The sequence below is a fragment of the Cohnella panacarvi Gsoil 349 genome, from assembly GCF_000515335.1.
In the GTDB taxonomy this organism is placed as follows: Bacteria; Bacillota; Bacilli; order Paenibacillales; family Paenibacillaceae; genus Cohnella; species Cohnella panacarvi.
The window spans coordinates 2,992,283-3,015,611 of record NZ_KI911563.1 but is presented as its reverse complement, the minus strand read 5'-3'; the positions used below and the strand labels follow the sequence as shown (position 1 = coordinate 3,015,611).

General features: G+C 48.9%; 21 protein-coding genes and 3 pseudogenes. 8 read left to right on the top strand and 16 right to left on the bottom strand.

Annotated features, from left to right (window positions below; genetic code table 11):
- Positions 1-39: 39 nt before the first annotated feature.
- Positions 40-1,299: a mechanosensitive ion channel family protein gene (locus COHPA_RS0114520; protein ID WP_027086883.1), complete on the bottom strand. Its 1,260-nt coding sequence runs from the start codon at positions 1,297-1,299 to the stop codon at positions 40-42.
- A 131-nt stretch (positions 1,300-1,430) separates the two neighbouring features.
- On the opposite strand from COHPA_RS0114520, the gene COHPA_RS0114515 reads away from it, so the two are divergent.
- Entirely contained in the window at positions 1,431-2,252 is an 822-nt protein-coding gene (locus COHPA_RS0114515) for a glycoside hydrolase family 16 protein (RefSeq protein ID WP_027086882.1), read from the top strand.
- A gap of 59 nt (positions 2,253-2,311) precedes the next feature.
- Here the strand turns inward: COHPA_RS0114515 and COHPA_RS0114510 are convergent, their stop codons facing one another.
- From COHPA_RS0114510 to COHPA_RS0114485, 6 genes are all read right to left on the bottom strand, one after another.
- Positions 2,312-2,686 carry a GntR family transcriptional regulator gene (locus COHPA_RS0114510; RefSeq protein ID WP_027086881.1) on the bottom strand — a complete coding sequence of 125 codons (375 nt, stop codon included), beginning with the start codon at positions 2,684-2,686 and terminating at the stop codon, positions 2,312-2,314.
- The gene (locus COHPA_RS0114505; protein ID WP_027086880.1) at positions 2,683-3,339 is read right to left on the bottom strand and encodes an ABC-2 transporter permease; all 657 of its coding nucleotides are present in this window, start codon (positions 3,337-3,339) and stop codon (positions 2,683-2,685) included. Before COHPA_RS0114505 ends, COHPA_RS0114510 begins: the two co-directional genes overlap by 4 nt.
- Positions 3,332-4,186 (bottom strand): ABC transporter ATP-binding protein, encoded by an 855-nt coding sequence (locus COHPA_RS0114500; RefSeq protein ID WP_027086879.1) that lies wholly within the window; start codon positions 4,184-4,186, stop codon positions 3,332-3,334. Before COHPA_RS0114500 ends, COHPA_RS0114505 begins: the two co-directional genes overlap by 8 nt.
- A 263-nt stretch (positions 4,187-4,449) precedes the next feature.
- Positions 4,450-4,977 (bottom strand): hypothetical protein, encoded by a 528-nt coding sequence (locus tag COHPA_RS23555; protein WP_027086878.1) that lies wholly within the window; start codon positions 4,975-4,977, stop codon positions 4,450-4,452.
- Positions 4,958-5,455 (bottom strand): RNA polymerase sigma factor, encoded by a 498-nt coding sequence (locus COHPA_RS0114490; RefSeq protein ID WP_027086877.1) that lies wholly within the window; start codon positions 5,453-5,455, stop codon positions 4,958-4,960. Before COHPA_RS0114490 ends, COHPA_RS23555 begins: the two co-directional genes overlap by 20 nt.
- A 200-nt stretch (positions 5,456-5,655) precedes the next feature.
- Positions 5,656-6,894 (bottom strand): Fic family protein, encoded by a 1,239-nt coding sequence (locus COHPA_RS0114485; RefSeq protein ID WP_027086876.1) that lies wholly within the window; start codon positions 6,892-6,894, stop codon positions 5,656-5,658.
- A 161-nt stretch (positions 6,895-7,055) separates the two neighbouring features.
- Here COHPA_RS0114485 and COHPA_RS0114480 point away from each other — a divergent pair, with 161 nt between their 5' ends.
- Positions 7,056-8,240 (top strand): Fic family protein, encoded by a 1,185-nt coding sequence (locus tag COHPA_RS0114480; RefSeq protein ID WP_027086875.1) that lies wholly within the window; start codon positions 7,056-7,058, stop codon positions 8,238-8,240.
- A 62-nt stretch (positions 8,241-8,302) separates the two neighbouring features.
- Here the strand turns inward: COHPA_RS0114480 and COHPA_RS0114475 are convergent, their stop codons facing one another.
- Positions 8,303-12,454 carry an S-layer homology domain-containing protein gene (locus COHPA_RS0114475; RefSeq protein WP_027086874.1) on the bottom strand — a complete coding sequence of 1,384 codons (4,152 nt, stop codon included), beginning with the start codon at positions 12,452-12,454 and terminating at the stop codon, positions 8,303-8,305.
- A 183-nt stretch (positions 12,455-12,637) separates the two neighbouring features.
- Here COHPA_RS0114475 and COHPA_RS0114470 point away from each other — a divergent pair, with 183 nt between their 5' ends.
- The 4 genes from COHPA_RS0114470 to COHPA_RS0114455 all read left to right on the top strand — a co-directional run bounded on the left by COHPA_RS0114470 (position 12,638) and on the right by COHPA_RS0114455 (position 18,026).
- Positions 12,638-13,324, top strand: a complete 687-nt coding sequence (locus COHPA_RS0114470) for a response regulator transcription factor (protein WP_027086873.1) — start codon at positions 12,638-12,640, stop codon at positions 13,322-13,324.
- Positions 13,321-14,763, top strand: coding sequence for a sensor histidine kinase (locus COHPA_RS0114465; RefSeq protein ID WP_027086872.1), 1,443 nt, complete (start codon positions 13,321-13,323; stop codon positions 14,761-14,763). Before COHPA_RS0114470 ends, COHPA_RS0114465 begins: the two co-directional genes overlap by 4 nt.
- Positions 14,764-14,793: 30 nt before the next feature.
- A complete protein-coding gene (locus COHPA_RS0114460; protein ID WP_027086871.1) occupies positions 14,794-16,818 on the top strand; it encodes a right-handed parallel beta-helix repeat-containing protein in 2,025 nt (674 codons plus the stop codon).
- Positions 16,819-17,129: 311 nt separating this feature from the next.
- Entirely contained in the window at positions 17,130-18,026 is an 897-nt protein-coding gene (locus COHPA_RS0114455; RefSeq protein ID WP_027086870.1) for a LysR family transcriptional regulator, read from the top strand.
- 6 nt (positions 18,027-18,032) lie between these two features.
- On the opposite strand, the gene COHPA_RS0114450 is transcribed toward COHPA_RS0114455, so the two are convergent.
- A complete protein-coding gene (locus COHPA_RS0114450) occupies positions 18,033-18,641 on the bottom strand; it encodes a MarR family winged helix-turn-helix transcriptional regulator (RefSeq protein ID WP_027086869.1) in 609 nt (202 codons plus the stop codon).
- 123 nt (positions 18,642-18,764) lie between these two features.
- On the bottom strand, positions 18,765-19,004 hold the full coding sequence (locus COHPA_RS0114445; RefSeq protein ID WP_027086868.1) for a thioredoxin family protein: 240 nt from the start codon (positions 19,002-19,004) through the stop codon (positions 18,765-18,767).
- Between the two features lie 162 nt (positions 19,005-19,166).
- On the opposite strand from COHPA_RS0114445, the gene COHPA_RS0114440 reads away from it, so the two are divergent.
- A complete protein-coding gene (locus COHPA_RS0114440; RefSeq protein WP_027086867.1) occupies positions 19,167-19,493 on the top strand; it encodes a hypothetical protein in 327 nt (108 codons plus the stop codon).
- Here the strand turns inward: COHPA_RS0114440 and COHPA_RS0114435 are convergent.
- Genes COHPA_RS0114435 through COHPA_RS0114425 form a run of 3 tightly spaced genes read right to left on the bottom strand, consistent with a single transcriptional unit; the run spans position 19,490 to position 21,186 of the window.
- Positions 19,490-19,987 carry a DinB family protein gene (locus COHPA_RS0114435; RefSeq protein ID WP_425393686.1) on the bottom strand — a complete coding sequence of 166 codons (498 nt, stop codon included), beginning with the start codon at positions 19,985-19,987 and terminating at the stop codon, positions 19,490-19,492. The two genes, COHPA_RS0114440 and COHPA_RS0114435, sit on opposite strands and share 4 nt — an antisense overlap.
- Positions 19,988-20,764, bottom strand: coding sequence for an RNA polymerase sigma factor (locus COHPA_RS0114430; protein WP_027086865.1), 777 nt, complete (start codon positions 20,762-20,764; stop codon positions 19,988-19,990).
- Positions 20,764-21,186, bottom strand: a complete 423-nt coding sequence (locus COHPA_RS0114425) for a VOC family protein (RefSeq protein ID WP_027086864.1) — start codon at positions 21,184-21,186, stop codon at positions 20,764-20,766. Before COHPA_RS0114425 ends, COHPA_RS0114430 begins: the two co-directional genes overlap by 1 nt.
- Before the next feature lie 220 nt (positions 21,187-21,406).
- Here COHPA_RS0114425 and COHPA_RS25185 point away from each other — a divergent pair.
- A pseudogene (locus COHPA_RS25185) lies at positions 21,407-21,544 on the top strand (IS3 family transposase); the annotation flags it as partial.
- 83 nt (positions 21,545-21,627) lie between these two features.
- Here the strand turns inward: COHPA_RS25185 and COHPA_RS0114420 are convergent.
- From COHPA_RS0114420 to COHPA_RS0114410, 3 genes and pseudogenes are all read right to left on the bottom strand, one after another.
- The gene (locus COHPA_RS0114420; protein WP_027086863.1) at positions 21,628-22,164 is read right to left on the bottom strand and encodes a hypothetical protein; all 537 of its coding nucleotides are present in this window, start codon (positions 22,162-22,164) and stop codon (positions 21,628-21,630) included.
- Between the two features lie 166 nt (positions 22,165-22,330).
- A pseudogene (locus tag COHPA_RS0114415) lies at positions 22,331-22,580 on the bottom strand (response regulator); the annotation flags it as partial.
- A 69-nt stretch (positions 22,581-22,649) separates the two neighbouring features.
- Positions 22,650-23,204 (bottom strand): annotated as a pseudogene (locus COHPA_RS0114410) (MMPL family transporter); the annotation flags it as partial.
- Positions 23,205-23,329: the final 125 nt, after the last annotated feature.

The following is a 23,329-nucleotide window of genomic DNA, read 5'->3' as shown; positions in this document are numbered from 1 at the left end:
CGCAAAGCCGAAGCCTTACGAGCCATTGTGGGACTTAGATTACCCGCGTTCTACCGCGAATCTCGAGGTCGGCTCGGATAAACCGCGCATATCGTAGCCCGTCGGATTCTGGTAGATTCGCAGGCCGAACTCCGACGCCACGGCCAAGCAATGATCGAAGATGTCGGCTTGAATCGCTTCGTAAGACAGCCAACGAATATCGCTGGTAAACGTGTAAATTTCCAAAGGCAAGCCGTGTTCTCCCGGCGCGAGCTGTCTAACCATTGTCGTCAGTTCTTTGTGAATGTGCGGATGAAGCTTCAAGTAATTTTCGATATAAATTCGGTAGGTGCCGATATTCGTAAGGTTTCTTCCATTCACTCGACTTGACGGGTCGATGCGGCTCTCCTGATTATAGGCTTCGATTTCCTTCTCTTTCCTTTCAATATATTCAGTGAGAAGGTGGATTTTCTTGAATTGCCGAATCATCTCATCCGTACAGAATTTAATGCTGGACGTATCAACATAGATGGATCGTTTGATTCGCCGGCCGCCCGTGTCCTGCATTCCTCTCCAGTTTTTGAAGGAGTCGGATATGAAAGCATAGCTCGGGACCATGGTAATCGTCTTATCCCAGTTTTTAACTTTAACCGTATTTAGCGTAATTTCGATGACGTCGCCGTCGGCGTTATATTTAGGCATCTCGATCCAATCGCCGACGCGAACCATGTCATTGGCGGACAATTGGACGCCGGCCACGAGACCTAGAATTGAATCCTTGAAGATTAGCATCAGCACGGCCGACAGAGCACCGAGTCCGCTTAGCAGAAGGAGAGGGCTTTTCCCGATCAAAGTGGCGATGAGCGTGATGACGGCAACAATGAAAATGATGATTTTAGCGACTTGAATAAAGCTTTTGATCGGCCTGATTCTAGACTCTTCGTACATTAAATAAATATCGTTGACGGCATTTAGGAAAGCGTTCAATGCGAAGACCGCCACGATAAAAATATAGCAAAATGAGGCTTTCTCGATTAGTGCCTGATAGTCTGGGAATGAGGACGCAAAGTTATAAATGATGACGGCCGGAACCAGATGGGAAAGCTTCTGAAACACCTTTCGCTCCAACAGGATACTGTTCCATTTGAACTTGTTTTTGGTGATGAAATGAGCAATGATCCGAAGCACGATTTTCTTAGTCACAAAATTGGCCGCTACGCAGAGCAAGACGATAAACATAATCATGATGATGTTCGAGAGATAGAGGGCAACATCCTCATGAACTCTGAATCTAGTTAGCGCGTCTTTGATTACTTCCATAGTCAACTCCTTGTGGAACGATATTAGGCACAAGTATAGTATACCTCTGAGCGACGTATGGACCAACTTCGGGAGTTTGTGCACAATAGAGGAGTATAGATAGGGAATAAGAAGAAGGAGCGATCGCCGAAATGAATAGGCTGGATTTCCCAAGAAACCCTTTAGAGAAAGCGGGGTACTCCCTCGTGTTCCACGACGACTTCGAGACGGTCGAGTTGGATCGCGCGAAATGGCTGCCCTATTACTTGCCGCAATGGAGCAGCCGCCGAAACACAACCGCAAATTACCGATTCGAGGACAGCCAGCTTCTCCTGCGTATTACCGAGGAGCAACAACCGTGGTGCAGGGAATTCGATGGAGACGTGAAAGCGAGCAACCTGCAGACGGGAGTGTTCTCCGGGCCGCTCGGCAGCGCGCTCGGGCAACATCGGTTCTCGCAGGATTGCCGCGTCCGAGAGGAACAACCCGAGGAACGGTTGTTCGTCCCGCAATACGGCTATATCGAAATTCGGGCCAGAGGACTCGGCACGCCCCGGAACGTCTGCGCATTCTGGTTGATTGGCTTCGAGGATGTACCCGAACGATCGGCGGAAATTTGCCCGTTCGAATTGAAAGGGTGGAACGTGAAGGACGGGTCGTGCACGCTCGGCTTTGGCATTCATGCGTTCGGCGACCCTACGATCGAAGAGGAGTTTATCGAGCGGGAGTTGGCGATGGACCCGACGCTCTACCATGTATACGCGATCGATTGGACTCCCGAGGGCGTTGACTTCTACGTGGATAATGAACGGATTCATCGCTCGCGTCAGTCGCCAAGTTATCCGATGCAATTGATGCTTAACGTCTATGAAATCCCGCCCCATAAGAACGGGAACGTTGAACCGCCTGTTTATCCGAGCGAGTTCGCGGTCGATTATGTAAGAGGGTATCGGCGCTTACTGGAGGACGCATGACATCTCCCATGAACCGGCAACGCTACGGACAGTCTTATGTCAGTAGCGTTGTACGATGTTTATGGGCTTGCATATATCTTTTTCAGCAGTTCTATCGCTTCCGCTAGGGTCAGGCCCAAGGATTTATAGTAGGAGATGTCGCTTTTCATTTGCTTCAGGATCATATCGTCGCGTATTCTCAGTATCTCATCTGCTGCGAATTCGGCTACGAAACATCCTTTCCCCGTTACCGTATGGATCAACCCGCTTCGTTCGAGTTCTTCCCAAGCCTTTTTTACCGTAATGACGCTAACCCTAAGCTCCAAAGCCGCCTGTCGAATGGGGGGTAGACAAAAGCCGCTTCCTAGCTCGCCTCTCAAAATCAGAGCGCTGATTTGCTCGTAAAGCTGCTGATAAATCGGTTTCTCGGATGTATTCGAAATCGTTATGTTCATAATATCTCCACTTTGTGAAATCGACGGATTGCAATCCGATAGACGATCAGGGCGAACGCAATGAAGATTACCATGCCCGCGATCAGAATGGATAGCTGCAACGCCGTATTGTCCGCCCCGGCGCCGTAGAAAATATCGTTCAACCAAGGACTCTCGATTCCTGCCCACTGGACAGCTCCGGCGAAAAGCATAGCCGCCGCAGTGGATGCAGTCGTTGCCGCGCCATACTTGTACGCCGTCTTATAATACATGGAAAGAAGTATGATGTTGAAGATCGCGAGCATCATAAAGCATAATCCCCAGAAGCCTAAGTGCGGCGCGAAGAAGTAGTAAGTCATGTCCGGATATAGACGAAACGTAAAGAAGCTAAAGATCATGGCAACGAAAAGATGCATAAGCTCCAGGATGACGACGACGATTATTCTAGCCTTCACGATGTCCCTTTTGGTCACGGGCATCATCATACTGAACATCAAATCATTCTGGCTTTTAAATCCGCCGAACACGTTCGGTACCGTTAACCAACAAAAATAAAGCGGGACAAGGAAATAAATCCAACCGGGAATAAGCATGAGGACGCCCGTGAATAAGGGTAAGGCGAAGAACCACGGATTTACGCCCAATTTCAAATCCTTCATCACCAAGTTATACATGCGAATCCCCCCTCTTAGCGAAATAAATCATAATCTCCTCGAGGCTCGGCGTGACGGCCTCCAGGTTGGAGGTTGGATCGAAGTCTTTGGCGTGAATCAGTCCGGTAAAGCCGAAGGAATTGGTCTTGTAGGAGATTAGTTGTTCCTTCACTTCGCTCAATCGGCCCTCGCTGCCGCTGAGTAAACGATAAGATTCCATAAATTCGTTTTTCTCGGAACTAGCGACGATTCGCCCGTTATCAATGAAGGTTATAAAATCCGCGCATTTTTCCAAGTCGGACGTAATGTGAGTAGAGAAGAGAATGCTGATCTCTCCGCCAACGATAAGCTCTTGAAAAATATCTAACAGGTCGTCTCTTGAGACGGGATCGAGGCCGCTTGTCGGTTCATCCAGGACGAGAAGCTTCGCGCCATGGGATAGAGCAAGAGCCAAGCTGTACTTTACTTTCATTCCCGTTGACAGCTCGGCCACTTTTTTGTTTTCATCCAATTTGAATCTTTTTATGTAGCTGTAGTAGGTTTCATCATTCCAATTCTTATAGAACTTCTTCGTGATCTGGGTCAGCGTTTTTATCTTGCTGCGCGAATAGAAATCGACATCGCCGAATGCGCATCCGATTTCCTGCTTTAATTCGAGTTCGTGTTCGGACACTTTCTTGCCGAAAATGCATACCTCGCCGCCGTCGACTTGAATCATGTTCAGGATCGATTTGATCGTGGTCGTTTTTCCCGCGCCGTTGACACCGATAAATCCCATAATATAACCCTTCTCCAATTGAAACGATACGTCTTTAATCTGAAAATCGGGGTATATCTTAGTTACGTTTCGAACGTCCAAAGCGAACATACCGTGCCTCCTCGACATATTGTGTATGTTGTATATGCACAATATATCACGGAGCGATCCGCAGAGTCAATTAGATAGGTTGCTTTGCCAACCACTTTATCCGTATTTGATTAATAACCTATTCGTGACCCAGAGCCAAGACCCCTTTCGGACATACGGACTTTGACGAATATTCGGAAAAAGGAGGTGTTCCGGTCGTCATGTTGCAATGACTACCGGAACACCCCCTTGGGACCGCTCACTCAACGAACCGCGCTCGGTACTTATTGCAGCGGTGCCATGTTGTTGTAGATGTTCGTCGCGTTGACCTTGCCCGTGCTGATGTCGTCGGTCGTAAAGCCGGATACGATATTCCCCACCTTGAATTCCTTCTGCAGCAGCTCCTCGGAAGGCTCCGCGGCGGTAGGACCGCCGATGCCCATCTTCGTCTCCGGCGTCACGGCGACCCACAAATCGCCGACCTTGAAGCTTTTGCCGTCCGCGCTCACCTCGGAGATGATGCCCTCGATGTTCACCGCCGCCTTGCCCATGATCGGAGGCTTCGCCGGCGCGTTCGTCGCAGGCTGAGAAGATGGCGTCGACGCCGGGGAGTTCTGATTGAGAGTGATTAAGCCAATCGCGAGCACCGCGCACGCCGCGATCCCGGCCGTCCAGACCGTTGCTTTGCTCTTCTTCGTCATTTCCATGTTCATCGTCTCCTTATGATTCATCAATTTGGTATAGGTGGCTTCTTGGAAATTCTCGCTGGTCTTCAAACGGGACATCGCGGACTTATAAACAGATTTCTTCATCCTCCATGCCTCCAATCTTCTTCTTGAGGAGCGTACGCCCTCTCGCCAACCAGGTTCCCACCGTGGCGGGTTTGGCCTCAAGGATCGTCGCGATCTCCTGGATGGAATAGCCTTCGTAATAGTGCAGATGGATCGGAATCCGATATTTCTTGTCCAAGGCGAGCACGGCCTGCAGAACGTCGCTCTCTTCCTTGGGGAGGTAGCCCAGGTCTTCGGGAACCGGGTTGCGGCTGCGAAACCACCCGGCCTTCAACATATTTTTGCTTTTATTGATCGTCGTTCGGATTAGCCAAGCTTTCTCATGTTCGCCGTTATCGAATACGGGGCGCTTCTGCCAATAGACGAGGAATACCTCCTGGGCCACTTCTTCCGCGTCCGCCGTGTTCTTCAAGTACGCGAAGGCAATCTTGATCAAACTATGCGAATAAAGTTCCAAGGCCCGTCGCACAGACTCATTGAGCTCTAATGAATCGTACACCTCAGCACCTCCTTTCATCTTCAATACAACCGGGAGCTCTATTATTTTTCACCGAAGCTCAAATTTTACGGGTTATACCCTTCGTAGCTCTAGACGAACCGAAGCGCGCAAAGGGATGCAGCTTACAGGCAGTAAAAAAATCCCGTCTCATAGAGAGACAGGATCTTATTGTTTAACGGGCGTAGTTAGCTCGTCTACGATTAGGTTCCCTTGTCCAAATCCAGGGTCTGATTCAAAAACTCGTCGCGCAACCTATACCTTTTGGGCCGATTGCTTACCAACTCTACATAATTATCTTCTATAAAACGATTCATCATCTTGTCCGTCTTGTATCTGGAATATCTCGTGATTTGCATCATACTTTCAAGCGTAATGGTGGCGTTCGGAATTTTAAATACGGTTATCAGCGTGATTGCTTTTAGAAACTGGCTCTCTAATCTTCTGCTAACCCATTGCGGGCCTTTGAAGAACTCGTTTATTTTCTTCATCTTAATTAAATTTAATTCTAAATCGTCTATGATATCCTTCTGGCCGTCAACGAGAAGCTCCAGCATATCGATCAAATAGAAGGTCATTTCTCCCTTGTTCATAGGATTGGGAATTTCCTCAAGGGCTTTGTAATATTTCTGTTTGTTCTTATTGATCGCGTAAGAGAAGGTTATGCCCGAATACCTTTCCAGATATCTGGATAAGTAGCTACAGACGAATAGACGGCCTGTCCGACCGTTCCCGTCGTAGAATGGATGAACGTATTCATAATAATAGTGCGCCACCATATATCTATACAGTTCAGGATGTGCATTACTGCTTAGATAATCGATGAGCTTTTCAAGTGCCCGAGTTATTTTATCTTCGGAGCTTAGGCCTATATGAGTAACGTTCGCACCGTCATTGACTTCTACATAACCGGTTCTGAACAGAGTTCCGTCAGGAGCATTTTTCTTGTCGATTTCGTCGGCTACCAAATCGTCATAGAGCTTTCTAAAATCCTCGGCGGTTTGAAAGGGCTTTATGCTTTCAATGTGAAGATAGGTTTTCATCATGCCTTTAAATCTCTTCGACTTGGGCTCATCGAGTCTGCTCAGAACTTCCGACAGCTCTTTCTTAGTACTGCGAACACCCTCAATCTCGTTGTTGCTTTGCGCTTCATTAATGATTAATTTCTGAAAGTAAGGTTCGATAACAAAATCCGGCAATTTGCTAATCAGCCCGGTTATGATCGAGCTGTTCTTTAACACTTCGTTATTCAAGTTCATCAGTTTAGGGATAGTCACATAGAAAGCATCAAATGAATCGCTATCCAACTTTCCTTTTCGAAAGGCACGGATCGTGAACGGAGTTTGATAACTGCCATAGCTTTGCTTCCTCTTCTCAAGTTCCTCGTTGTACGCCTTGCTGTCTAATTTATAAAAAAGCCGCGATAGTTTCTCGTATTCCACAAAATCCACCTTCTTATTTTAAAAAATTGGGATATTTTAAATTTACCATTTCGTATTACACTATTCAACTTAGAAATTCTCCTATTTTTACAATGAATACTTTGAACAGAGATGGAGAGGCTGGAAAATACGGAAGTTCATCATATAGAGCGGGTGTTCCTATGTATAAACCACTAATATATCTGAGCGATCATTCAACTCGTTACGAGCTTGAGTATCAGAAGAGATATAACGATTACGCTTCCGTGCACTTGCCGTTCAGAATACAAGCCCATAATCATGATGAGTCTTATGAAGCGTTCTATGTCAACCATGCATCCCTCGATGCATTGAATGACGCCCTCTATCAGAATTCCAAAACCATATGCGCCCTTACGCATTCCTTGCCGGAGTATGCGATTAAAGAGAGCATCAAATATTTCATTGCTAACGAGATCATAAGCACGAATCGAATAGAAGGCATCCCTATCGACTTGAATGAAATATACCAGGAGACAGGTAAAGCGCGCGATTATGTTAAAATGTACGATTTCCTCCATAACCCCCATCTATTACGCCTGAACACGCCTGAGGATATTAGATTTATCTATAATGAATTGATCTATAACGAATCCGATCCGACTACTTTCGTAGATGGCGGGCTGTTTCGTTCGCATTCCGTGTATATCAGATCCAATCGGGGAGAAATTTTGCACAAAGGCCTTGAGCCGGAATCGAATATTCATGCATACTTAGCAACTCTGTTGCGCTTCCTTAACCATTTCGACTCGGCGAAACTAAATAAAATCGCCGTCGCGCACTATATGTTCGGGTATATACACCCGTTCTACGATGGCAATGGGAGGACATCCAGGTATATAAGCAGTTTGCTGCTAAGCCGCGAGCTTGATTTGTTTACGGCGCTCTCGCTTTCCCAGTCTATCGAGAGACATCGAGATAAGTACTACGATTCTTTTGGTCTCTCTAATCACCCGCATAATAAAGGCGAACTTACTTTTTTCTGCATGCATTTCTTGCAGTTTATTGAGAATGCACAGAAGAATATCATCAACGAACTCGTACTTAGTCAATACAAATTAAAGAAACTCGATACCGTATTGTCGACGATGAATTTACCTCGTCTTAAAGCCGCTTTGGTTCTCCGAATCATTGGCTCTAACTTTATTATGGGCATTCCGAATAGAAAAATAACAAAACCGGAGCTGCAAGAATACGCCAAGCTGCCGCATAGAACTTTAAGCGCAATTGTAAAAGAGCTATCCATGCTTAACCTCGTCACCTATGGGAACAAGAAACCTTATCCGATAACATTGAGCGATTACTTGCAAGGTTTACTTGAGACCTGAGGCATATAAATACCCCCTATGTAGATACATAGAGGGTACTCGTTCAATCGGAGGTATTAGCCTTATTGATCCATAAACTCGATATATTGCAGCAACTTTGTCAGCATGACGGCCGCTTGCGCTCTCGTCGCATACTCCGACGGCGCCATCGTATGGCTCGTTAATCCATCGATAATGCCTGCCTCGACAGCTTGCGCAACCGCCATTGTCGCCCATGAAGAGATGTCTGAGCGATCGGAGAACTTACTCAACAAGCTATCTACCCGACTGGCATCCGCTCCCGATCGTCCCGCAATCGACAATGAGCCCGCCACCATAACGGCCATCTGTTCCCGAGTGATCGGGGTGTTCGGCGCAAAACGGCTATCCGATACCCCGTTAACCACACCTGCGCTTACCCCTGCCTCGATTGCCGATGCATACCAGTCATCCTGGTCAACGTCCTGGAATGTGAGCTTCCGAGCCCCGTCTTCCACCCCGATCCCCAGAGCGCGGACGAGCAAAGCGGTAAATTCAGCTCTTATAATCCGAGCGTCCGGCGCGAACAAGCTATCGGATACCCCTTGTACAATCAGCTTGGATGCCAGTTGCTCCACATCTCGCTGCGCCCAATGTCCCTTTAGATCGGCGAAAGACCGATGTTCCGCTTCCGCAACGGCATAGATGCTGTTATGCGGCACTTTCATCGTCATCTCTTGCCGACCCGCGCTCCCTGCGGTCAGCACCGACGGAACGAAGCGGAACTTCTGAGCGACAGGGTCATACTCTACGGCAGTCAAGCGGACTCCCGGCGCGATCTCGCCCAGTACAATCGTCCGGACCAAGTACGTTCTGCCGAAATCCTTGATTTCAATCGTTCGTTCGCCTGCAGATACGGCCAGCGTATAGTCGACCGCCTGACTGACCAGCTTGAGCCCTTGTTTACCGGCAGCCTGCTCCAGTCGTTCCTTCTCCGCGCCCGTGATTTGCTCCATCAAGACATGCACCTGTATCAGATCCGAACCGACGCCAAGCCGTTCCGCCAATTCCTTCAGATCAAGTACATTCGTTTGCAGTTGGAAACTGGCTCCGTTCAATCTGACTTCGAATACGGCATTGGGGTACGACTCCTTCACCGCCCCCAAGGATGATGCCGGGAGCTGCACTTGTACCGCCTCTGCCGAATCTTCGACATCGATGATCACCAACGACCTGCTTGCCGTCTCGAGCAATTCCAACGCTCGTTGAAGCACCTCATCGGTCAACGAGGCCTTCTCGAGCACCGTCCCGTCTTCCCGCTTCTCCTTCGTCAAATGCGACGGATCGATCGTAATGACAACGCTCCCGTCCGGAGCTAAGGTGACGGCGGGCGGTTGAGGAGACGGTTCAGAGACGGGCCCGGACCCGGATCCGGTTACAGGCCGCGGAGGCGTTGTCTCTATATTCCTGATTTCGATCTCCTCTACCGTTTCGTTGCCGACATCATCTCTTGCGTACACGGTATATGTCCCGTTCGTCTCGACCTCGAAGAAATCATCGACGAGCACGGTGCCGCCACTACCGAAGTAACTCTCGGTTTGCAGTCCGGCCGCCCATTTGACTTCCGCGATATCGCTTCCTGTTCCGTCGGCCGCAATCGTGAGCTTGACCTTGCCCTGGGTTAACGTACCGTCTGCGGGATCTTGGGTAACCGCGATTGTCGGAGCCTTGGCGTCGATCGTGATGCCCTCGCCGTCGGCCGACGGCAACCCGAGCGGTACGGCTACGCCCGATGCAGTAATCCCCGCGGACCCGGTTAAATCGATGGCGGCTCCTACCTCGATGCCGTCCATGTCAAGGAGCCCCGCTTCCACTACATATTCGAAAATGAGCTTGTTCGGCTCTCCGATGGGCTTTCCCGTAAATACGGCATACACCGTTTCGGTACCGGTCCCGTTATCAATCGCAATCGGGATTCTCGGCGTACCGGTTACGTCCACATCGCTTTCATAGGTTACGATGAAGGCAAGCGTGTCACCCGTCCCGTAAACCCTATCGATCGGAAGTTCGAGACCGGTTTGCCCAGGTGCCGGAACCCGGATCGTGAATGCGTACGCGCCTTGCGCGAAACCGTTAACATCTGTCGTTACGATCCCGATCGCATTATCGCCCGGCGTTACCGGAACCGTAACGGATACGTCTTCGGTTCCCTCGATGACCACTTTCGTGCCCGCATCGGCGAGACTAGCGACGATATCGACAGCCGTTATGAACTCGCTCGCAAGAACCGTGTATGCGCCTTTCCCCGATTCGAACGTGCCAGGGCTCCAATTCAACGTCCCTCTCGAGGTTCCTACACCCACGCTGCTCAGCTTGACGGAGTCGTAAGCACCAGTAAACATCGGATAAGTCGTCCCGTCGATCATCGCCCAAGTCCCGGCGAAATCCCAGCCGGCTGCTTGAAAAGTCGACTTGTCCTGCATGTCCGCCATCACTATCCCGACCGCTCCGCTCCCTCCTCCCGATGCCGTCAAACCGTTAATCGACGTATCCCAGAAGGAGTCGGTCACGCCGTCATGATCGGCATACCCGATCAATCCGCCGACTTGATCGTTCCCGCTCACGGCTGCCGCGACATACGATTCCGTCACGTTGCCCGACGAGAGGCTTCCTGCCAATCCGCCGACTTCATCCCCTGTACTCGCTACATTCCCGGTTACATATGACTTTGTAACGGTCCCTCCGTTGATCTCTCCGGCCAATCCCCCTGTCTTGCCGTTTCCTGTAACGTCCGCATGTACCAGTCCCAGACGGTTAACCTCGCTTGTTCCTGCCAACGCCGCAAACAGCCCGACATGATCTTCCCCGCTTCGATTGATGAAGAGATTGGAGATCACGTGCTTATTACCCTCGAACACACCCGTAAACGGGTTCGCTTCATCCCCGATCGGATCCCATCCGGCGCCGAGGTGATAACCAGCCCCGACCGCACTCAAGTAATCGGCTACATCAATGTCGTTCATCAATTGATAGGAGTCGTCCAAGCCATAATTGCCCGACCCAATGGCTCCCAGCTGCTCGGCTGTCGTGATGCTGTGAGGATAATCCTCGCTGCCGTCTTCCCGCGCGATCGTAAGCGTGTATTCGACGACGATAGGGTTCGGCAATGGGTCCGGGCCGGGTAGCGCCACACCGGTGCTGGACACTTTAATCGAGATTGGATTCTCTCCTTCATCCAACGGAACGGACTCCACGCCGCCGCCATCATCGACGGACACGCTGCCTTCGGCATATGTAGCTACCGTGACCGATGTAACCTCATTCGGCACGATAGCCTTGTAAGCAAACTGATCGGCTTGAAAACCCGGTTGAATCGCGATCGCGCCGCTGCCATCCGCCACTTCCAGCGTATCCATTAAGAGGCGATTATAGGTTGCTCGATGCATCGGATAGGTCACGCCTTCGATGATTCTCCAGTTTCCCGTGTTGGAGAAATCCCAACCTACACCTTCATAATTATTGCTATTCGTCATCTCATCCTCGGTCAGAGGCGTCCCGACCGCCGAACGGTCCGTCAGCTCCGAATTGTAGTAGATAGAAGTGGTATTGACGATCCCATCTACTTTGCCGACCAATCCCCCGTATGTGAAGCCTGAATCTATCCCTACCGCACTTACAGCCGCGTAGGAATAACTGAAGTCTCCACCGCCTGAGTACCCGGCTATTCCGCCGACATTCGATCCCCCCAAGATGGAGCCGGCCACGTACACATTTTCGAACGTCGTACGTACACTTTCTCCGACTAATCCGCCGATGTAGTCTCCGTTATTGGCGTCAATCGATACATCAAGCAAACCGATATTTCGAAACATGGCATTCTCGGATCTCGCAAACAAACCGCGTCTGTTGGTTCCAGCACCTCCGGTGTGTATGGTCAAATGGGATATCGTATGTCCGTTGCCATCCAAAGTCCCTTTGAAGGGCTCATCGAACGCCATCGAATTCCAATTCGCGATCCCTCCCAAATCAAGATCCGCGCCCAATTCATAATTTTTGGTTAAATTGTCGGCGGAATCATCCACCTCCAGCAATTGCGCTATTGTCGTAATGACGCAAGGGTCTTCCCCCGACCTCCCGCATGGCTCATCCGCAAAATCGGCATACGCCCGGCCCGATTCCCCAATCGGCAATAGGGAACCGAACAGGATCATAGCAGCCAGCATCATCCGCCATACTCGCCTTTTTAGGATCATCATCTATTTCCTCCCGTCACTGTAATCCTCAAGTCTGCATACGGTGAAAATTATAGCAGAATTTGTCTGATAAGAGTCTTAATGAAATCTTAATAGAGTGCAAACGATGTCGGAACTGCCACGACAGTGGATGGAAACCCATGGTATGATAGGAATACGATCATACATTCGGCGGTGACGACTGGAATGGAACGAATTCTCGTGGTTGACGACGACCCGCAAATTCGCGAAATCATCCGCACTCCTATCGAGCAAGCGGGAATGATTGCGCTCGAGGCGGGGACCGGACGACAGGCAATAGAACGGTTAAACTCCGATCGCATAGACGTCATCGTTCTGGATCTCATGATGGATGAGGGCGACGGACTCGAAGTGCTGCGCTACTTGCGCAGTCATCAATTGGACACGCTAGCGATCGTCGTTAGCGCTAGAAGACAGGAGCAAGACAAGATCACGACGCTCGGACTCGGTGCCGACGATTACATGACGAAGCCCTTCAGTCCAATGGAGCTCATGGCCCGCATTCAAGCCGTCCTGCGCAGACGATATCCTGCATCAGAACGTTCATCACCGGTCATTCGGTTGAACGCCTTGGTTCTGGATGCCGACAACCTGATCCTGCACCTTGCGAACGAGAAAGTATCCTTAACTTTGATCGAGTGCGGTCTGATGCAGTTGTTCATGCGGAACCCCGATCGTGTCATGACGAAGCTCGAAATCTATCAGCAAGTATGGCAGCACGAACGGTATGACGATAATAACCTGAGCGTGTATATGAGTCGACTGCGAAAAATGCTGGAGCGTTCACAGTCGTCGTGGGAAATTCAAACCGTTCGCGGCGTCGGCTATCGGTTAACGGGAGTTGGACTATGAAATTACGTACCAAGCTATGGCTCGTGCTTGTGCTTGGCGCCATGTTAAGCATGGCGCTGTTCGTCATTACCTCCGTTTGGATGGGGAAGGTCGCGAACAAAGGGTACGCGCTGTTCCAATTAAATCCACTCGCGCAATCTGTCGCGGCTTCGCTTGAACAGCAACCCGAATTGGAATGGAACGTACTGAAAAGAACGTTGGATCGCGCCCGCGAGCAGCATCCCGACATTCGATGGTTGTGGATCGACGATCAAGGACAAACCCTCTACGATACGGCCGGCATTCATCCCCGCTTTACGTTTCGCGATATAGCCATGCTTATGCAAGATATGCCGGGGAACTATTTGAGGGAAAATGACATCCCCATCATCACCCCGACAACCGCGGGCGGACAATCGTACTACTTGCTCCTCATCGTTCCGGCCTCCGCCATGAAGCAAGGCGAGATCTATTTCCTTATTCGCACGATGACATCGCTGCTGACCTTGGTGGTTCCGCTCATCCTGTCCTTTTTGATTCCGTTCCTGCTGGCCTTATGGATGTTCTTCTCCATTAACAAAAGAATTCGCAGGTTGAATCAAGCGCTGAACCAACTGAATATTCATAGCGATTCTCCCGACGTGCAATTGACCGATTCATCCAAGGACGAATTAGGCCAACTGACGCAGCACTTTAACTCGATGACACAGCGCATCCGAAACCAATTTGCCGAAATTCAGCAGTTCGAGAACAACCGCAAACTCTTGCTATCCAACTTGTCGCACGATTTGCGTACCCCGCTTACCACGATGCTCGGCTGCGCGGAGATGATTCGCACCGGAAATTATCGGGATCAGCAGGAGCTTCAAGCGAGGGCCAAGATCATTCTGCAACGCTCCAGATACATGGACAAGCTGCTGGATCAAATGCTGGATATCTCCCGTCAGGACACGGCCGGCTTTGCCATCCGCCAGGCGAATGATAATTTATCGGAGATCGTTCGTAAACTGGCGGCCGAATATATGATGATCCTTGACGGAGAGCAGATCGCGTTCGATGTCGATCTGCCGGACGAGGATATTCATCTGTTCATCGACGCATCGCTGATAGAGAGGGCTTTGCGGAACATTCTCGACAATGCGATCCGATACGGGAAACAAGGACGCTATCTCGGATTTCAATTGACAGCCGACGGGACTTCCGTCCGCTTGAGCGTAAGCGATAAGGGGAAGGGCATTCCTCCGGAACACCAAGCGCGCGTATTCGAGCGCTTCTACCGGGTGGAGGGCGGAAGGAAGGGAGAGGGCCTCGGGATCGGTCTTGCCATCGTCAAGGAAATCGTCGAAGCCCATAGCGGATCTATCGAGCTGCACAGCATCCCAGATGTTGGGACGCAGGTGCGGATTATGCTGCCGCGGTACAACAGAGAGACTCGAATAGCTGAAGCGCAAACGGTATAATAGCTTCATACAACAAGAAGGAGAGATGATATGGAATACCATGTATCCATACATGGGAATGATCGCCAACAAGGAACCGCCGATCAACCCTTTCGCACGATATCTCGCGCTGCTTCTCTTGCCATGGCCGGTGATACGGTTATTGTTCATGCCGGAGTATACAGGGAATGGGTTAACCCGGCCAACGGCGGAACGGCGGAGCATAGAATCGTATATCGATCCGCAGGAGACGGGGAAGTCGTCATTACGGGAGCTGAACGGATTACCGACTGGAAGTCCGAAGGAGACTCCGTGTGGAGCACGGAAGTACCCAACTCCCTATTTTCCGTTCGTAATCCCTTTAACACGGAATTGAGTGGAGACTGGGTGTTTGACGGGCCCTTCCCGGTTCATCTTGGCGATGTCTATTTAGATGGCAAATCTTTATATGAATGCGATAGCGTCGAGAAGGTTCGCAAGCCCGAAGTTTGGCCCGAAGCCAAGTATCCCAAGGACTCCCTGTTAAAGTGGTATGCGGAAGTCGGTTCTACGACAACGAAAATCTGGGCTCATTTCGGCGAAAAAGATCCTCGCAAGGAAAATGTAGAAATTAATGTCCGCCCTTATTGCTTCTGGCCTGAGAAACCGGGACTTAACTATATAACCGTAAGCGGCTTCACGCTTCGTCAAGCCTCTCCTCAATGGGCGCCGCCCACTGACTACCAGGAAGGTTTGATCGGACCTCACTGGAGCAAAGGTTGGATTATTGAAAACAATAGGATCAGCGAATCCAAATGCGTGGGTATCAGCCTGGGTACCGAGATCGGGACAGGTCACGCCAAGTCTTCGGAGAAGCATATGAAAGGCGGTACTCAGCGGGAGCAGGAGGTTATCCTGCAAGCATTGCGCTCCGGTTGGCATAAGGATAGAGTCGGCAGTCACATCGTTCGGGGCAATGTGATTCATGATTGCGAACAGGCAGGTATTGTCGGTCATATGGGGGGAGCCTTCAGCAGCATCTATCAGAACCGCATATACAATATTCACCACAAACGGCTAAGACACGGCGCCGAAGTAGCGGGAATTAAACTGCATGCTTCCCTGGATACTCAAATTTGCGACAATACCCTCTATAGCTATTACCGTGCGCTTTGGCTTGACTGGCAGGCACAGGGCACCCGCATCAGCCGCAATGTATTGTATGACAATCTTTCCGAAGATTTATTCGTTGAAGTTTGCCATGGTCCGTATATGGTCGATCATAATCTGTTCCTCTCCCCCATGAATTTCAGAAATATGGCGCAGGGCGGGGCATTTGCCCACAATTTATTCGCAGGGCGATTTGTCGTTCGTTCCGAGATCACCCGTACGACGCCGTATCACTTCCCTCACGAGACGGCAATGGCGGGATACTCCAATATCACCGGAGGCGATGACAGGTACTACAACAATATCTTCGTGGGGGATAACGACGCTGCTAAGGAACCTGTTCCCATAACCTTCTTCGAGCATCTTCCGCTAAAACCGAGGAATGAAGTCGGAGAGGACGGGAAGACCGTCATGGATGGCGTTCCGGACAATTCCATTTGCTATCTGCATGCCGTGGGACTGGGGGGTTACGACCAACATCCCGATGTGAAAGATAAGAAATGGTGGGAATACACCCATGAGGAGCTTGCCGAGCTTGGCGATGCCACAAAGGATTTCTTTATAGGCAATGCAGTTCTTCCGGTAGCTATGGGCGGAAATTTATATCTTAACCGTGCGGTTCCAAGTCGTCATGAATCCCATGCGAAGATCTATGCGCAGAAGGGCATAACAGTCGAGATTAATCCTGAGGAAGGTAAGGTGCGTATTCAGGTCGAAGAGCCCGAATGGCTTCGCGGAGCTTCTGCAATGTTGGTAACCACCGATCTGCTGGGCAAGACTTATCACGCCGATATGAAATATGAGGAACCGGACGGCACGGCCTATCGTTTTAACTCCGATTTCTTCGGAACCAAGAGGCCTGATGCGGGTGTCACGCCCGGTCCGTTCGAATTGACCGACAAAGGTAGCATTGATTTTGAATTTTAGTTTATGATTTACGGGTTAAGCCTCTACTCCGCTGATCGGGGTAGAGGCTTTCGTTTGCGGTAAATTCACCATAACGGGTCTATCGAAGTAAAACAGTCCCGATGACTCCTCCCCCCATAGCCCGTAATGCTCGACCATGGTTTAAGACTCCGTTCGGGCATTGCGTGTATACAATCAATACCTCCCATGCTATCTTTATCCATATGTATAATGCACTGTGCTCAATAGGCTCTTATATATCCCGCCGACAACCTGTTGGTTCCTGTATGGTGTTGTATGGGTATAACCTTTGAATGGAGCTGATATCCAGAGTGGAACTGAGGCAACTTGAATATTTCGTAGCGGTGTGTGAAGAGCTGCATTTCACCAGAGCTGCCGAGAGGTTAAACATTTCTCAACCATCGCTGAGTCAACAAATTCGCATCTTAGAGCACAATGTTGGACTACCGCTCTTCGATCGCATTGGCAAAAAAACGATTATAACCGAATCCGGCCAAATTCTTCTTAAGCATTGCTATAACGTATTTCATGAGCTGGAGCAAGCGAGGTCTGCTATCGCAGAGCTACAGGGACTAACAAGAGGCTCTCTTAAGATAGGTGCAATATATTCCGTCATGAACGATTTATTGCCTCCAGCCATTCTATCCTTTCAACAGAGCTATCCCCAGGTAGAGCTCTCTCTATTCGGATTGCGTAACGGAGATATTATTCATATGCTGCTTCACAATGAAATAGATATGGGAATTATTATCTATCCAACTCTCCATGATGAACTGGTGGCCACCTACTTATATGATGAGAGGCTTGCGATTGCCGTACCGGACAATCATCCGCTAGCTGGCTGTACGGAGATTAAGCTCGAGAGTTTACATCATGTTCCTGTCATCGCACTTCAGAAGACCTATTACCTAAGAGAATATATGGATCGAGTTTACAAAGATAATGACATCGTCCCCCGTGTCGTCATGGAACTCAACACCATGGATTCGATAATATGTATGGTAGGACAAGGAGCAGGAGTCACCGTCCTGCCTCTCCCTTATCTTCAAGCGTCGAAGCAAGCTGCCATTCGTGTTATCCCCATTGCAGATCCTAACCTAAGCATTAAGATTGGCATGGCCTATCGCCGCAATAAGTATCTTTGCGCCGCAAGTAGGGTATTCATGGAACAAATTATAGTATTGGCTAAGCAAAGAAATTGCCTATAACCGAAATTACCTTAAGTAGGTATGTTCCGGGCATTCTTTCAGCGAGGCCTCATGCGTCAGGTACTTCTCGATTAAGTCGCAATAATGAGGGTATTCCCCTTGAACGATATTCGGCTTAAAATGTACACATCCTAAACAAGGCTCTGCAACTACTAGATACCCCTGCTGCTGCATAATTTTGACGAGAGCGCCTAAACCGGCTTCAAGCTTTTCATATGAGGATTCCTCTAAAGATTGAACCACGTCCTGAAGCCTATTCCCCCATTGATTTAGCTTTACTATCAAAGCAAAGCCTTCGTTAGTTAACCTCAAATGTGTAATACGACGGTCAACCGAGCTCGTAATTTTGTAAATGAGTCCTTTTTGTACAAGTCCGTTCAGAATCTTTACAGCGGTAACATGCGAAGCGCCGATGGAGGCCGCAAAAGTCTTAACGGTAACCATATCATCGCGAGTATGATGGATGAATTGCAATGCTTGAATTTGTACTGGAGATAATCCGAAAGCCCCACTCTCATCTTGATTGATCGACTTGATCGCTTGAGCCACTCGTAACAGAGCCATGCTCAAGCTTGCAGAACGATTCTGCTTACGGAGCTTAGGATCAAAGAACATTTGACAAATCACCTCTGACTCCCATTATACAACTTTCCTACCCCTCCTCTCCTTATTTCAATAGGGTCATACAAAAGGTGATCGGGTATTGCCTACCCCATCACCTTTTTGTTTTTGCGTTTATTATCCTTTTTTAACATCTTCCAATGATGCGCCGTAGTTAATGTGATAGACCAAACCATCTACTACGATTGCTGGAACAGATTTAACGCCTGCCTTCTCCGCATCCGTGATTTTGTTGCGTTGTTCACCTAGATGAACGATTTCCGGTTGGACTTTCTTCTCATCAAGAAAGTTCAGGATCAATTGCTCCGCTTCCACGCATACTGGACAACCTGCATGATAGAATACTGCTTTAGACAATTCAATCACTCCCTTATGTTTTAATATGTAGCATCGCTACACATATAATTCTAATACGGTTTCAGCACCAGAACCATTTCTGATTTCATATGGTAACGATAGGAATAACCTATCGTTATCCTGTACCGGGTCCGGAACAACCGGTATCGGAATGCAGTATTAATGATCGGAGAAGAAGTACTGACTGACCCTACGGAAATGGGAATGATCGTTGAAACTGCGATATATAAACATGTTCATTCCTTCAACTATTTGAACACCACCCAAATTGGGTATTATCGTGATTCAAAGACAGAGAAATCCAAAGTCGCTTCTGCTATTGTCATCACAAAAAATAGCATTCGGATGGTGAATTGGAACCGCGACCCGGCCTCCTGGTTTGCGACCGCTTCAGGTGCGATGAGGTCCCGCGCCGCGGCAACATCAAGCAAATTAATGCTCATATTGGCAAAGTCGAATACGGCTGAGTCCTCATCCTATGGGGATTAAGTAAACAGTCCGCCTAAACGATCGTCTGCAGGAGGCGGGTAACCCAGGTGTCTCGCCATCGTTAAGATTTGACCTCTGTGATGAAATTCGTGCGTCTCCGTATGCGTTAACAGCAACAATGGAGTAGGTTCCTTCGGGTAACCCTCCCAGCTCTCGTCTTGCTCGATCGGTTCAGACCAACGATCGTCAAATTCGTGAAAGAACCGTTGCACCAGTTCATCCGCCTCCGCAAATCTCTTACGGACGAACTTCACGTCGGCAGTCTCGTGTACGGACACATCCCAATGATCATTTAATTTCCGGAACGCGAACGACTCCAGCCAATACCTATAACAATCAACGACATGAAGGTGGGTTCGAATGATCGTTCCACGCCCGAATCCGGAAACCGGTTGATGCAACATTCGAGGAGGAAGCTCCTCCAAGAACGCAAGCATCACTTGTCTAGCGGATCTGATCCAATCGTATTGTTGCCACAGATTAAACAACCGCAATCACTCCTCGAAGTCCGAATGATGCCGTCCATCTTGCAATGGCAGCTTCCCGGTTAACATCAATACATGGCCGTCGGGATCTATGATCGTAAAATAAAGCGTGTTTCCGCGCAATTCGATCCGATCCACTTGAGCCCCTTCATCAATCATCGTATGGTACGACCGGAATATGGCAAAAGGGTCTGCGCGGCGAAACCCGTCTACTAACGCTTCGAATACCTCGATGCTAAGTCCGCCGCGCGGAGCAGTAAGCACGGAATCATCCCAATATTCGGGATGGCGTTCAACAGCCGTCTTCAGCCTCGTCCTCGCCCGTTTCAGAGCCGCCTTGACCGAACCCTCGGATTGTCTGAACAGCATTCCCGTTTCCTTCGCGGTAAAGTGAAATACGTCGATCAGCAAAATAAGCACGACCTGCTTGGGTTCGAGCCGATCGGACAACAGCTCAAGCGCCTCCCGGACATCCCATTTGCTCCATTCGTCATAAGAACCGCTTTGCTCCTCGAATTGTCCGACCAGAGGCTGAAATTTACGGCTGCGGCAAATATCCACCCACGCGTTGGCGGCGATTCGAAACAAGAAAGGCTTCGTAATTTCCCTGTTCGGAAATCGAATATGCCAGCGATAGGCTTTAATCAGAGACTCCTGCAGCAAATCGTCCGCATCCCACGCCGAGCCCGCTTTAGCCAAACAATACCGTCTTAGATCGCTTTGCAGCGGAAGCGTCATCTCCGCAAACGTCTCATATCCCGCCTCCGAACGGTCCCCTTGCGGCACTATGGCTGCTCCCTAAAATGATTTTTGTGGGCAAAATACGGCGTTTGCCCCGTCTCTTCCACAATATCGACGGGATTTCCGTCTGGATCGAATGCTTTGAAAAACGTGTGTCCATCCTCTTTATAGATTTCGCTTAATTTTGCCCCCTTCGCCTTAAGCTCTCTATACGAATGGTTAATGTCGTACGAGGTGAAATTGAAATAAGGCATCTGGTGTTTACCGGTGTCGAATTGGATGGGCTGCGGTTTGTCCACTTTCCATAATAAAACCAAGGTTTGAGCGTTAGGGAACGCGAAAGCGACTCGATAATCGGTCTGCTCCACCTTCTCCAGATCGAACATTCGAACGTACCACTCCTCCGAACGAGCGATATCGGTCACAGGAATAAAAATGCTAGATACAAACGAGATGATTTTTCCCATATTTGATCAAACACTCTCCTTTAACTTTATTTTTAATCTATTAACGATAAAAATCCATAAAAAGATACGGGTAAGCAAAGACGCCTTATTGGCATAACTGATTACGAAGTTAGCGAACAGAACAAAAAACGGGTCGCCAGTGCCAAGTAATGCCCGACACCACGACCACATTTTTCAACGTGTAAGAGCTATCCCTTTCACTGATGATATGATTCTCCGCGCTGTGTACACGTCATCTGCGTTCCAGAAGGCGGTAAAGGAAAAAGGCATTACCATGAGCATGCCCCCTAAGGGAACGCCCGCTGATAATGCCCCAATCGAATCTTTTCATTCCACGCTAAAGTCTGAAACGTTTGAAAATCTCACTTGTACAACGACCTCTTGACCAGTTCACGCGAGGCATTAGGATTCCAAAGCTTCGACATACGTTTGTTCTCTAGGTTACGGGTTAATCATAGGATCAATTAATGTATTAATATATTGGAGACTATACTGTACAAGTTTCCAGTCAGATATGACAGTTCTTGAATACAAGCCTATTCGGCCATTTTGTTTCCCATACTCAATGAGTTCGTCCCATGTTACATAGGTCCTATTGATTTCATCCAGAAACCCATCCAATCCAGAACGATAGACCTTATAGAGTCTCGTATGCCTATCAACTTCTCTACGCAACTCAATACAATTTTCATCTAATATTTTCAGATCGAATGACCTGCTGCCTATTGCAAAGAAACCATACGGATAATATTGAACGTCTAGTGCACATCGGAATGTAACATCTTTATAATTTGAACTGGAATAGGAACACATTCCCGGAGCCCCTCCCAGAACCCCCGACGGTGGCTGAAGAATGGAAGTATTAGCACCGTTTCCAATCTGCGAGAACGCAAAATCCTTGGCTGCAACCGCTTGCCCCAGCAAGCCCAGTGCCATTATGATAATCATGACAAACGACATAAACATCTTACGTTTCATCCCGAAAATCCTCCAGTACGATTGATTGGGAAGTCAAGTTGAAATCATTTCATCCTGGCTCCTCCAATCACAATCCTATCACCCATAATTTTAGCTTCAATCCAACAAAAGTCCTTTTTTTACTAATAAGTAAAATTGACTAAAATAATCCATGTCGGCATCCTACACCTCTTGCCGTTAAGAGAATTACGGGAATACCGTAGTCTTGACTTAAGATTCTGGTTAATTCAATGCCATCCATACCGGGCATCATAACGTCAACGACAGCCAGATCAGGCACTTCCTTCTCCAGCATTTCCAAGGCTTCTGCGGCGTTACTTGCTTCTAACACCCGATATCCTTGACGTGTTAGATGAATGCCCACGAGCGAGCTGCAGGATGTTCTTGTCGTCATCAATGACGATGATTCTCCTCAGCTCAATCCCCCCCTCGCTATAGCCATGCAGAGACAAAGATGGGTTGTCTATGTCTCTGCACTTGTCAGCTTACTTCGCCTTATCCTTCTCGAACAATAAGATTACCGCCGGTAACAGCATCCCGCGAACCAAGAAGGTATCCATCAGAATTCCGATCGCAACAATGAAACCGAATACGAACAAATCCGCGATAGGCATCGTCATTAATGCTGCGAACGTTGCCGCTAATACTAGACCGGCCGATGAGATGACGCCGCCCGTATTGCGAATCGCAATCTCTAGTGCTTCCTTCGCTTTACGCGCCTTGCGTTCCTCCAGGAAGCGTGACACAAGAATAATATTGTAGTCGATTCCGAGCGCGACCAAGAAGATGAAGGAATACACGGGAACGCGCGTGCTTACCGCATCATACCCGAACAATACGTCGATCAGGAATATACCGATTCCTAATGCCGATACGAATGAGATCAGAATCGTAGCCATCATGTACGCCGACATTCTAGCCGATTTGGTCAATACGAACAACAAGACGAGTATGAGTAACGTTTCAAGTGCAACGATTACGATTATGTCTCGGTTATTCGCTTCACGTTCATCGACTAGCTTCGGCGTAACGCCGCCGTAACGTTGTCTGTAACGGCAAGTTTTTAGGCCATCCTTTTACTGGATGGTCCTTTAATCATGGCCGATTAGTGAAGCGTAGAAGCGCTTGTCGAATGTTTTGCGCTGTACGAGTCCGCGATAAGAAG